This is a genomic window from Chryseobacterium sp. C2(2020), assembly GCF_014218915.1.
GTDB lineage: Bacteria > Bacteroidota > Bacteroidia > Flavobacteriales > Weeksellaceae > Chryseobacterium > Chryseobacterium mucoviscidosis.
In genome coordinates, this window is the sequence record NZ_JACLCT010000033.1 from 34,013 (window position 1) to 46,639 (window position 12,627).

Sequence of the window (12,627 nt, forward strand, 5' to 3'; positions counted from 1 at the left end):
TAGAATTTTCTTAACGTTTGCATGATTAATTTTCTTAACACTTCAGCTTTCTATGTCGGCTTAATGAAAAAAAATCTGCGAGAGAAAAAGATTAATCCTAAAATGCTTTTTAAATTTTAAAAAAACAGAAACAGGCAGGATTCGAACCTGCAACCCTCCTGTGCTCGGAGTGCTTTTCCAGATTAAACTACTGTTTCTTATTTCTTAGGTTTCAGCTTCCAGAAGACCGAAATATTCTGAAGCGGTTAAAGCTCTTACAGCACCTCGCGGCGGAATTTTTTTATTCAATTCGCAAATCAGCAGATCTCCCTGTCTTTTTAAACATCTGATGTGCGGGATGATGTTTTCATGAATTCTGAAAGTGGATGCAATTGCCGTTAACGCATTGTCTTTATACGCTTCTTCAATCCACAGCCAATGTTCTTTTTCCGTAGAGGGACACCAGCATTTTACAGCATAAGAATAACGGTTTGCAGAACCCCAGGCGAATATTCCGAGTTTTTCATTTTCAACCTGATGAACTTCATACTGATTGATTTTTTTCGTTATATATTCATTTCCATTATCATCATACCCAAAATAATTAACCTCAATTTCTGCCTGATTTATTTTTTCAGCTTTCAGGTTTTTCATTAAATTCCCAACTCCGAAATAACTGAAACAGAAAAGCTTAAAGTTTCGGTCTTTGTCATTGAAAAATTCATCAAAACCGATCGGCTCTACCTTATCCCATAATTTTTCAATTCTATTTAAAACATCATTAAAAATCGGAGTATTGTAATGAGTCCACTCTCTTTCAAATTCCCGTGTTTTAAAATTCTGAAAGCTGCTGTGTCTAAGTTTTAAAATAGAAATCAGCTTTTTAAAATAATGACGTTGCAAATTCAAAACAAAAGTAAAATTTGACCTTCCGACAATAAACTGATCTTTTGTAATGCAAAGACTGTCCGTAACTCTAAAATAAATATTTTTTGCCACATTCTCCAGTCCGGTATGCGTTCCGTAAAAATAATGCGTAACCTCCTTCAAAGAAGGAAACTCGGAGCCTGCTAAACTTGCATTATCTAAAATTCCTACATATTCCAGCGCTTTAAGCTGAACTTTTGAAGAACCCAGTATTCTTCCGCTGACTCTCTTTAAATGATCAAATCTATTATGAGTATAAGCATGAATGTCTAAATCTCCGCCAATTTCAACAATATTCGGGGCTGAAATCTGATAGGTACAAAATGTACTTTTTATTTTTTCCAGTGCATTTAAGTAACAGGTTTCCGAACCATGATTTTTCAATGCTCCGTTTATTTCTTTCAATACGGGAAAAGAAGCTCCGGACCGATGATTGATCATAATTCCGCCAGAGATTTCCAAAGCAGAAAAGTTAACATACGAACCATTTTCAAGATGAATGGTGCCCGTCATTTCCTGAAGTTCAGGAAAAGAAAGTTTTGCCCGCACAAAGCGAAGATTACCTGTCATTTTTTTCAGCACAGGGAAATCATGGGTACATTCATCGGCTAAAGAATCGGTGATTTCTATTTTAAGCCCTCCATGAACGAATTCCAGATTCGGAAAGGAAATATCTTTACCAAAAATGTTGATTCTTCCACGGATTTCCTGATGCGGTATGATAATATGATCTCCGAAAATATCAATATTAAAGATTCCGTCTTTTGGAAGATTTTTAACTTCATACTGATGGTTTATCGGGATAACGACTCTTCCTTGTACCAACTTTTTACTTTTTGCATACACGGCAGCGTTTTTCAGTTCAATGCTTCCTCCTATTGTTGCTAAGTTTTTAAAGCTGAAATCAACAATACATTTAAAATTACCTCTTACTTTTTCCAACCGGTCCAACATTGCAGGGCAATGCATCGTAAAATTTTCTTCTACCATTTTCAGCTCCGGAAAAGAACAGTTAGGAGCATCTATGGAGAGATTCCCTTTTACAGTCTCAAGATTCGGAAAATTACAGCCTTCCCCTCTCAACACGAGATTTCCTTTAATTTCAGTACAATCAAAGGCTGTGTTTTTAGCATAAATTTCTATAGATGCATTCTCATCAAAAACAGCTTCCGTGAAGTCTTTTACGGAAAATATTTTATATCGTTGTATGGGTTTAGTCGTATGCATTTTCTATGAGTCTTGTTATGGGGTTATATTCCTGCTGGATATATTTTACAAAACATTCGCTTTGGATGCGGAGCGTTTTGTGTTCGTTATGCGTGATAAAAGAATCCTCTGAAGTAATGAATGTTTCCGTAACTCCGTTTTTATCATAAATACTGTAATTTTTAGCTTTCAGCATATGCTGGTTGCTTGTTTTTTCAAGACAGTAAGTTTTAAAATCTTTGGTGAATTCTGAGAAGTTTTCAATTGGATGATGATTATTAGCCGGTCTTTTTCTTTCAGTTCTGGTTAATTCTTTTTCTTTTTTTTCAGGCTTTTCCAATTTTTTTTCTACAGATTGGGGAACAGGTTTTGGCAAAGTTTCCAAAATGACTTTTTCTGTTTTATGTACCAAAGGTTTAGATGTTTCAGGAAGCTTTTCAACAACCGGTCTTTCTTTCCACTGCATCGGAACTGGGGTATACACTTCGTCAATAATTCCGAAAAAAACTAATACTTTTTTTAACATGGCTTTTATTTTTAAGATAAAGCAAAAGAAGGCCGGGATCGAACCGACAACTTATTCGGTCGGAATATATTTTTCCGGATTAAACTACAACTTTTGTCTTATGCATTCATTGTGAAATGGGCAGGATTCGAACCTGCAACCTCTGACTTGGAAGGTCAGCGCTGTTCCCTTGAGCTACCATTTCCGTTTTGGGAGACAAGCAGGACTCGAACCCGCAACTCATTTTAGAAGAATGTATTTTTCCAATTTTATTACTATTGTCTCCATTTTGGGAGCGCAGCAGGACTCGAACCTGAATTTCCGGCACGATAAGCCGGTGTCCTTCCATTTAGACGATGCGCTCTTAGAAACGGGCGGGACTTGAACCCGCAACCCTTAGTGAGGAAGACTAATGCTCTTCCATTGAGCTACCGTTTCTGTTTGGGGAGATAAGCAGGATTTGAACCTGCATCTATTCCGTGCAGGGAATACATTTTTCCGATTAAACTATTATCTCCGTTTTGGAAAGCGTGTGGGACTCGAACCCACGACCTCCGCCGCGACATGGCGGTATTCTTCCTGCTGAACTAACGCTTTCTATTTGGAAACTCAACAGGACTCGAACCTGTAATTTTGCATAGAAAGTGCAATGTTTTTCCAGTTATAACTATGAGTTTCTTTCTAAAAAGTATAGGATTCGAACCCGTGACTTTCCGGGTGTCAACCGGATGCTCTTCCTCTGAGCTAACTTTTTATATTTTACCATTCATTAATTTTATAATTTTTCAATAAAACTCCGCTGAAATAATTTCCGTTGATTCCTTCAACAATCGGATGCAGAATTCTTGCGGCACCATCCACAGAATCCAATGGCGGAATGTATCCCTGCTCAAACTGTTTCTTTCTTAAACTTTCCTTCGCACCTGTAGAAATCCATCCTACATCTACTGCCGTCATATAAATCTGGTCTTTTTCAAATTCTTTAGCAGAAGTAAGTGTCATCATATTCAAAGCGGCTTTCGTCATATTGGTATGCGGATGAAACATCGTTTTGTTGTTATAGCTGAAAATACCTTCTGAAGATGTTACATTAACGATGAATTTTTCTTTGAAAGAAGAAGCCTTCATTAAAGGTTTTAATTCTTTGATCAGAAAATACGGCGCAATGTGATTGATTAAATTCACCTCAACCAATTCGTACATCGAAATTTCTTCCAGTGTCGAATTCCAGCTTGTTTTATCACGATTATCCACCGGTTGTCCAAAACGTGTTAAAGCGACATTTGTTTCTTCATTCTGCGCATATTCCAGTTTTCCGACCTCTGCGGAAATGGGGGTTGCGTTCGGAATCAATGTATGATTGTTTTTAAACTCAACGAGCATTTCGTTTTCACGTCTGATGATCGGAAGGTAATACTGATCGGGATATTTAATCGTCTGTGCTGCATTATTGATGAGAATATCGAGCGTTTCAAATTTCGCCTTATAAAAATCTATAAATTCCTGAATTGCTTTTAAATTTCTGAGATCGAGACCATAGATCCAAAGTCTGTCTTTCCATTCTTCATAATCTGCTTCCTGCTGCAAAGTTTCCAGTGCCAAAGCCGGAAAACGGGTCGTCAAAACCAAATTGGCACCATTTCTCAGGAGCTTTAAAGCCGTTGCGAAACCTACCTTTACACGTCCTCCGGTTAAGATGACATTCCGTCCCGTTAAGTCTGCCGAAAGAAAACGCTTTTCATAATTTTCATCCGCACATTTCGGGCATAATCTGGTGTAAAAGGAATGGGCGTACTGATAACTCTGGTTACAGCAGTAGCAGTTTTTGGGAATCTGTAATCTGGTGAGTCGGGTATCATTTTTTTCATCATCATAAAAAGCAGAAACTCCCGCCAAAGCTTTTTTCATCAGTACCGATTCTGAATTAATTTCAAGATCGTGCGTTTTCATCTGAGAATAACTTTCCAGACGGTTTTGCTTTTTGGCGTTCTTATGAATTTTTGTGATCAACCCGGAAAAAGTTTGATTGTCCGGATTAAGAAATGGTTCATCTTTCAGGGCTTTTAATACCTTGAGACATGATTCCCATTCGTTTTGCGTAAAGTTTTGGTTAGAAAAATCCATTGCTTTTTATTTTACGCTTACAAAATTATCTGCGTAATGCGCAATGTTTTTACGTAGAGATAAAAAATTTTTAAACCATTAAGTTTTTTTAACCTGAGTTCGGGATAAGTTTTCTTAAACGCAAGGTTAAATAACGAAATTCAATTATCAAGAATTCCGCTTTTAAGATATACAAAGGCGTAAAACTTATCAAAGGAATACTATTTTTGCCTTCTTTAAATAAACGAAGTGCCTTTGTTTAGCTTACCAACTTTCAATAAGTAAAAAAATCTTTTGTTTTTCTTTGCGACAAATTAATATAACACTATAAATCAATTATTTAAACTCATTTCTTATCACGAACTGAGTTTTTTTTAATTAGTTGAGATTAAATCATTCTGATTTTAAAGTTTATATTAAGATTTTAATACTCCTAAAGCTTAATGACCTATTAAATGGTTCAAAAACTTATTGTGAAGAATTTTCATCATTAATAAAAAACTCCAGAAAGCCGATCAAATGTTTTCCGCCGTGGCTCCAGCGGATTCCGTGACCTTCTTTTTCTCTGACTTCAAAAACCAGTTCGTGTTTGTAATGAAAGAAAACATTCCACCATGTAGTGTGGTCGAGAATATAGTGTATTTTCTCCATCACTTTTTGCTGTTTCTGCTGATTATTTCCTTTTACTTCGCCCCAGAAATCGTCATTCAGCCGACCGACGTGTTTTTCCCACGCTCTCTGCGCAATGGTAATTTCGCTGTTGAAAGGTTTTTCGCAGGCTTCAACCAGTAAACTTCTTAAAGGCGGAACGGCGTTTTCATCACGAAGGCTTGCCGAAGTGAGGCGTTGTCCTAAAATATTCAGCCAATGTTCGAAAGGAATTTCTTGCAATTGTTCTGCTTTGTTTTGATCTGAATTTTCAGATTCTAAAACAGAGATGAATAATTTAAAACTTTCATCACGGTCGATTTTAATTTCTTCATTAAAATAGGGCAGATCCCAATCTAAATTTTGGTCTTTAAATCTCTGTACATTTTTCTGTAAATTTTCAAGATGTTCTTCGGCTAGAATGGCGTGATATTTTTCTTTCCATTCCGCAGAAAATAATGATGTATATTTTTGAAATAATTGCATGGTTTTTATTTTTAAAACACGAATAACGCTAATGTCTTTCACAAATATCACAATAAATTATTTGTGCGACTTATGTTCTTTAAACACTAATAACACTAATGTTTTTCGCAAATATCACAATAAATTATCTGTGCTTTTAGTGTTTTTATTTGTGCAATTTGTGTTTACTTAAACTCGAATAACGCTAATGTTTTCACAGATAGCCCAATAAATTATTTGTGATTTTTAGTGTTTTTATTCGTGCCATTTGTGTTTACTTAAACTCGAATAACACTAATGTTTCCGCAAATATCACAATAAATTATCTGTGCTTTTAGTGTTAATATTTGTGCAATTTGTGTTTACTTAAACTCGAATAATGCTAATGTTTTCACAGATAATACAATAATTATTTGTGATTTTTAGTGTTGATATTTGTGCCATTTGTGTTTTATATAGCGTTTGTTTAAATTAACACATTTTGATAACATTAGCCAACAGGTTTTCTTCCTGAATTAAATATCCGATGAGATTGAACCAGCTTTTGCAGTGATCCAGAATCCATGCATCAGAAGTGACGAGGATTTCGGCATTTTCTGCTAAAAATTTATCGGGATTAAATTCCAGTTCAACGTTCCAGTTGAGGTTATTTTCAATGGCAAAATCCATGATCATCTGTTTAATTCTTCCGCTGTTTGACACTGGTTTATCGAAAATCCAGATCAGCTTTTCTGCATGAGATTTATGCAAAAAAGAAGCAACGAGTTCAATGGCCTTCTGCGTCTGATTTACTCTTTTGTATGTTCCGAAAACACCGGAAAGATCTCGGAAACAGCCATCCGTTCCTTCGAAAATATAAGCTCCGGAAAGAAGGCTTTCCAGTAAAATCAGGACATTGAAGCCATCAAGATATATTGTTTTGGTTTTCAATTCAGAAATTTCGAGTTGTTTAGATTTTCTGTTCTGAAGCTGAGTTTCTGAAGTGGAAGCTCCACGAACTGCCTGAATCTGTCTTGTTTTGAGGCGGTAATGATTTCCCACCAGTTCCGACGAAGCTTTTTCAGCATAATTCCGGCTTAATAAATACTGCATATCCTGAACTGCCAATTTCATTTTCTCAAGCTGTTTTGCGGAACCGAATAAGGTATCATCTCCTGTATTTTTTCCCCGATTTCTGTTGCTCATGCCCAAATGAATTATTTTTCAGCGTAAGTATAATAATTTGCATTGGAATCGAAAATAATTAAGCTATTTTCTTTTATGCCGTAAGTTGCATTTTCGCTTATATAATCAAAATTTTCAGGCAAAGTTTCGCCGTCCGTTTTTAGCAGATTGTATTTGTTGTCTTTTTTAAATGCGCCAATAACATTATTTTGATAAGCTGGAGTAACACACTCAAATGGTGTTGAAAGAATTAAATTGAGTTTATTATTTTCATAGGTATAATAATTCCACTTACTGTTTTCGTATAGCATAACGTAATTCCCTATAAATTTTGCGTTTTCAAATTTTATTTTAAGAATCTCAGTTCCGTCTGGCAGATAAAGACCATATTTATTTTTCTTTTTTAAAATCAGTAAGTCTGTATTTTCTTTATAAATTAAACGGTGCTGCGAAATAATAGAATCCATTTCTGTTTTAAAAACCGGTCCTTTGTCCATCTCAATTAAATTATATTTCCCGTTTGGGCTTTTCGATATAAAATAATCGGGCGTTGCGGGCTCTCCGCAGTAAATAGAAGATTCCCGGAAAATTCCATTTCTCACATCATATTTAACGACATTATCGAATACTGCATATTTTTCGTAAGAAGTTAATTTAATCGGATAGGAAGATAAAGAGTAAAAAATAAATCTACCACTTCGATCAATCAATCCCCATCGGTTTTTATACTTTACAACAGCCGTTTTTCCAACAAAAGGATAAGCCATTTCAAATCCGTAAGGAAATATTTTTTGCCTTGTTTTACTATTATAAAAATAAAATTCATGGGAACCGTCACCAGAATAATCATATAAATTACTGACAAAAACCGTGTCATTATCAGTCATCCTAACGAAATTATCCAGCAAGTAAAAATCTATTTTATCTTTAAATTCAGAAAGTGGATTCTGAGAGAAAAGACTTCCGGAAAAGAATAGTAAAATGAGAACAGTATATGATATTTTCCTCTGCAAATTCATGGTTATAAAAATATTTTTACAAATTACAAAACTATCTCAATTAACAATACAAAACTGAAATTATTTATACTTACTGTTGTTACAGAAAAATCTTAAGAAAACTAAATCTAACAATAGCGGAAATACGTTTTATTTTATGCAAATCTACTCTTTTCAACTTAAGCGCACTGCTTTTTAATGCAAATAAAATCAGCAATTTAAGCATACCTTTTTTTTTATAATAACAGTTCTCTGTTATAATATCATTTCAATTGCTTTTTAATCTCCATAATTTGATTAAATTTACCTCAATAACGTATTTCCTTTTGAAGTACATCATCATCCTGAAAAAAGTTTTTATGAATAAAAAAAGTGCCACGATATACGATATTTCGAAAAAGCTAAATGTAAGTGTGGCAACGGTTTCCAGAGCATTGAACGATCATCCGAGAATAAGTGAGGCAACGAAGGAACTGGTAAGAAAAACTGCCAAAGAAATGAACTATAAGCAGAACAATCTTGCCAAAGCCTTAAAAAGCGGTGAAACTAAGAATGTGGGAATTATCGTTCCGTATATCAATACCAACTTTTTTTCTTCTGTTATACGCGGCATTGAAGAGGAGCTTTCTCCTTTTGGTTATCATGTGATCATCTGCCAGAGCCATGAAGATGTGATCATTGAAAAGAAGCATCTGAATACGCTTCTTAATGCGCAGGTTGACGGTATTTTCATGTCAGTTTCCAGAACGACTGTTGATACGGAACATATCCAGAACATTTTAGATACATCAAATACGCCGATCATATTTTTCGACCGTAAAAAGGATATTCCGGGAATAAGTACGGTTACGATTGATGATTACAGAGGGGGTTATATTGCTACGGAGCACCTCATCAGCGAAGGTTATAAAAACATCTGTCATTTTTCGGGAGATCTGAATCTTGAGATTTACCGCAACCGTCTTAATGGCTATAAACAGGCACTCATCGATCATCATTTTTCTGTAAAAGAGGAAAATATTATTTCTACAGGAAGTTCTATTGATGCCGGAATCGATGCTATTAAAAAGTTGTGGGAAAGAAAATCTGTTCCCGATGCCATTTTTTCGTCCAGTGATTTTGCTGCTTTGGGAGCCTGTCAGGAACTTAAGAAAAGAAAGATTAAAATTCCTCAGGAAGTTGCCGTAATTGGCTTTTCCAATGAACCTTTCACCCAGTTTATGGAGCTTCCGATGAGTTCTGTTGACCAGACTCCGGTAACGATGGGGAAAATGGCAGGACAGGTTTTTATCGAAAGTGTAAAGGAAAACAGCTTTGGTGTTTCCATCGAGAAAAAAGTGGTTCTGGCTCCTCAGCTTCATATCCGAAAGTCTTCGAAGAGGAAGTAAGTTTTTTATTTTTTTAAATATTCTTCTATTCATTTCATCAGAAAACATTTACAAAATGATTTTCAATATGATGGAAATGCTTTATATTGCGTAAAAACAGCCCTTATTTAATTGAAAAATATGAATGATTCTAAAACTATAATCAGCCAACTCGAAAATACCCTCAATATTAAATTTGAAAAAGAAAATCACGAAGACGAAAAGCTTTGTTATATTTCAGAACGATTAAGTTATTTAACGCTTTCAAATATTCATCTTGAAAATTTCTCTGTTCTAAAACCTATTTTCAACACCCTGCAAACACTCATATTAACAGAATGTTCTATTGCGGATGCTAAAGATCTGAACCTGCTTTATGGGTTAGATCATCTTAAAATGAAGAAATGTTCTATTTTCACGGAAGATACTTTTGATCCCAATATTCCAAAAGCTGAAACCATTCCCGGAAATTTCTGCAATATTAGTCTGGAAGATATGGATGTTCCCCATCCCGGATTTTTCCTGCCTGTCTCTAACTATCTTTATAATTTTTCATTCACAAGATGTACAGTCGGTAACATTTCTGAACTGAATCTTTTTCCCAGGCTAAACAGTCTAACGATAGAAGACACCCGTTTCAACGAATCAGAAAACGACATTCAATATCAAAGAGAAACGAAAGGTGGATTAAGATTTTTAACTTTCGACAGTATGAAATTGAAGAACTTCGATTTCTTTATTCCTGTATCGAAAGAAATAACCATTTTAAAATTATACAACTGTGAACTGGACAGTTTAAAAAATATCAGTCAGTTTCCTGATCTGAAAAGGCTTTATCTTGATCCTAATTTAAAAGTTAATGATCCCAATCCTGATTATGATAATTCACAACAGTTTACACTTAAAGAATGCGTTATTGAATCATTTGTACAATATTACGATCTGACTCCTGATTTTATACAGCCTGATTTTGATGCAAAACTACTCCTTTCGGCTGCTCCTTATCTCCGAAATCTGACAGTAGAAGGATACAAACTCACCAATACAGATTACTTGAAACATTTACCAAAGTTAGATCAACTCACCTTTGAAAAATGCACCGTAGATCTGGAAGATTATTCAGCTGTGGCAGCACAAATTAAAAAGATAAGGTTCCGTATGACTGCGATAAAAAACCAGAATGCCTTCAGGTATTTTATAAAACTGAAAAAGATAGATTTTTCAGTGAATCGTTACGAAGAACAATATTTTGTAGATATCGAAAAGCTTTTGCCTCTGAAAGAAAGTTTAAAAAAAATCATTCTTTTGGATACTGAGGTCATCCAGAACATTGACCAGATAACAAATTTTACCACATTAGAAGAGCTTGATATCAGCGCTGATTCTATAGAATTTGCACAGAAAATATTATCTATGAAATCTCTTAAAAATCTGGAGCTGGGAATTTATCCTAAAGAGGATAAGCCGGAAAATAACGGATCTTTTATTTTGGATTTACAACATCTTAAAAATGTGGAAAAATTACAACTGTATACTAATAAAGATTTTTATTTTAAAGGAATAAGTCATTTAAAATCATTAAAAATGCTTAACCTGAGTGACAGAGGAGACCTTAAAGATTTGGCGGCCTTGCCTTTTCTTGAAAAATTATACAGCGGAGTTAATACAATGGATGAGCTTCCTCGTTTACACAACGTTAAATTACTTGAGTTAAAAGTTAGGGATTATTGTGAAATAAACGTACAAGATCAATTTCCAAACCTTGAGAAACTTCATCTGATTGCTTGGGAAGATCAAAAAATAACCATCAGCAATCTGGAAAAATTAAAAATACTTATGTTTTCTGTAAGCAACTTCAATAATATCATTGCTTTAAACAACCTTCCTCATCTTAAAAAACTGGATCTTAGTAACTGTTCGCTTTCCACCGTATCCAAACTGGAGGATTTATCCAATTTAAAAATATTAAATCTTGAGGAAAATCAAATTGAAAATATCGACGGTTTAGAAAATCTTAAGAATCTGGAACGCCTGAACCTCTATGGTAACAAAATCGATGATATAAGTATATTAAATAAACTTCCCAGACTTCACGAAGCCAACCTTGCAGGAAACAGGATAGAAGAGAAAGACGTTGAAAAACAACTGGACAAACCAGAGATTGCAACTTGGTATTTTAGACCTTTTGTTCCTTTTTCAATAGAAATTGATTAGGAATAGAGCCTGAAAAAATAACTTTAAGGGTATTGTTAAATTAAAATATATTTCATAAATTAGTATTATGAAATGTTATAAATGTCAATCATTAACTTTTCTCTGATCATAATATCATCTGAATAAATTGAACTTTCTAGCCATTTAACAATTCCTATTTGTGGTAAGTGATCTTTGATATATTGGTTTATATTTCTTTGAATTCTATACTTTTCAGATATTACACCGTTTGTATTTGCTATAACAAATAAACTTTTCTTGTTTTCAACCATATTTAGACTACGTTCAATATTACTTAAGTGCAGAGAAAAATCATGTAATTTATTTTGAAATTTTTCTTGTTTTCAGAATCTAAAATTATTTTTCTTGTAGTTTTATTTTCAAGTAATTTATACCAATTTAATTGTATGCTTCTTTCAATTATTTGAACATTCCAAGGATAATATTCAACTTCAGATATTAAGTCCCAATCTATATACTTACAATCATTATATTTAAGAATAAACACTTCAAAATACCTAATATCAATTAAAATGCTTGAATCTTTAATCAAGCTGTCTTTTTGTAAATTGCTTATAAATTTTTCGTAAACAAACTTCGTTTTGTTTAAAAAAGCTTTTTCTAAAATATCTTTTTTCCATAGCAAATAGGAATCTTCAAATAAATCTAACAATGTTTCCATATGGTCTTTATATTCATTGAACACATCCGTTTTCTCTGCTTGTAAATAATACTCAAATGAACAATAGCTTTCGTAAGAAATACAAGAGTATTCTGTAATCAATTTATTCTTTATTTCATTTCAATTTTCGGATAATAATATCGGATAATAATAAAAGTTACTTTTTTCAAATTTTATATTATTTGTTTCTAAAAAGAATTCAATATTACTATTTAAATATTGATCAAAACTTAAGTATTTAATATTGATCTGAAAAAAACTATGTAAAGGAATCATTCTGCTTATTTTATGCTAATTTAACGTGAACTCGACGCTAAAATATTGAATTATATTTAGTTTTCCTTGCCATCTATGCATTTATCCAGTTCG

General features: G+C 33.8%; 9 protein-coding genes and 8 tRNA genes. 2 read left to right on the forward strand and 15 right to left on the reverse strand.

All coding sequences use genetic code 11. From position 1 onward, the window contains the following. Positions 1–126: 126 nt before the first annotated feature. From H6W52_RS16535 to H6W52_RS16600, 14 genes are all read right to left on the reverse strand, one after another. Positions 127–197 (reverse strand) — tRNA-Cys (locus H6W52_RS16535). Between the two features lie 7 nt (positions 198–204). Continuing rightward, positions 205–2,133 (reverse strand): hypothetical protein, encoded by a 1,929-nt coding sequence (locus tag H6W52_RS16540; protein WP_116099300.1) that lies wholly within the window; start codon positions 2,131–2,133, stop codon positions 205–207. Then, positions 2,120–2,638 (reverse strand): hypothetical protein, encoded by a 519-nt coding sequence (locus H6W52_RS16545; RefSeq protein ID WP_116099299.1) that lies wholly within the window; start codon positions 2,636–2,638, stop codon positions 2,120–2,122. Before H6W52_RS16545 ends, H6W52_RS16540 begins: the two co-directional genes overlap by 14 nt. A gap of 112 nt (positions 2,639–2,750) precedes the next feature. After that, positions 2,751–2,822, reverse strand: a tRNA-Gly gene (locus tag H6W52_RS16550). Between the two features lie 7 nt (positions 2,823–2,829). Next, positions 2,830–2,902 (reverse strand) — tRNA-Arg (locus H6W52_RS16555). A 7-nt stretch (positions 2,903–2,909) separates the two neighbouring features. Beyond that, positions 2,910–2,981 (reverse strand) — tRNA-Asp (locus H6W52_RS16560). Positions 2,982–2,983: 2 nt separating this feature from the next. Continuing rightward, positions 2,984–3,055 (reverse strand) — tRNA-Gly (locus H6W52_RS16565). A gap of 4 nt (positions 3,056–3,059) precedes the next feature. Further along, a tRNA-Ala gene (locus tag H6W52_RS16570) sits at positions 3,060–3,134 on the reverse strand. Positions 3,135–3,143: 9 nt separating this feature from the next. Beyond that, a tRNA-Asp gene (locus H6W52_RS16575) sits at positions 3,144–3,214 on the reverse strand. Positions 3,215–3,299: 85 nt separating this feature from the next. Next, positions 3,300–3,371, reverse strand: a tRNA-Val gene (locus tag H6W52_RS16580). 5 nt (positions 3,372–3,376) lie between these two features. Continuing rightward, positions 3,377–4,741 carry an SDR family NAD(P)-dependent oxidoreductase gene (locus H6W52_RS16585; RefSeq protein WP_116099298.1) on the reverse strand — a complete coding sequence of 455 codons (1,365 nt, stop codon included), beginning with the start codon at positions 4,739–4,741 and terminating at the stop codon, positions 3,377–3,379. Positions 4,742–5,188: 447 nt separating this feature from the next. Next, complete coding sequence (locus H6W52_RS16590; RefSeq protein ID WP_116099297.1) at positions 5,189–5,854, reverse strand: hypothetical protein; 666 nt, start codon at positions 5,852–5,854, stop codon at positions 5,189–5,191. A gap of 450 nt (positions 5,855–6,304) precedes the next feature. Beyond that, positions 6,305–7,018: a DUF434 domain-containing protein gene (locus H6W52_RS16595; protein WP_116099296.1), complete on the reverse strand. Its 714-nt coding sequence runs from the start codon at positions 7,016–7,018 to the stop codon at positions 6,305–6,307. 11 nt (positions 7,019–7,029) lie between these two features. Continuing rightward, positions 7,030–8,016 (reverse strand): hypothetical protein, encoded by a 987-nt coding sequence (locus H6W52_RS16600; RefSeq protein WP_087708894.1) that lies wholly within the window; start codon positions 8,014–8,016, stop codon positions 7,030–7,032. A gap of 338 nt (positions 8,017–8,354) precedes the next feature. Here H6W52_RS16600 and H6W52_RS16605 point away from each other — a divergent pair, with 338 nt between their 5' ends. Together H6W52_RS16605 and H6W52_RS16610 are read left to right on the forward strand one after the other, a co-directional pair. Further along, complete coding sequence (locus H6W52_RS16605; RefSeq protein ID WP_116099295.1) at positions 8,355–9,383, forward strand: LacI family DNA-binding transcriptional regulator; 1,029 nt, start codon at positions 8,355–8,357, stop codon at positions 9,381–9,383. Between the two features lie 120 nt (positions 9,384–9,503). Beyond that, positions 9,504–11,576 (forward strand): leucine-rich repeat domain-containing protein, encoded by a 2,073-nt coding sequence (locus tag H6W52_RS16610; protein ID WP_116099294.1) that lies wholly within the window; start codon positions 9,504–9,506, stop codon positions 11,574–11,576. Between the two features lie 295 nt (positions 11,577–11,871). Here H6W52_RS16610 and H6W52_RS16615 read toward each other — a convergent pair whose 3' ends face one another. Then, entirely contained in the window at positions 11,872–12,360 is a 489-nt protein-coding gene (locus H6W52_RS16615) for a hypothetical protein (protein ID WP_185216818.1), read from the reverse strand. Positions 12,361–12,627: the final 267 nt, after the last annotated feature.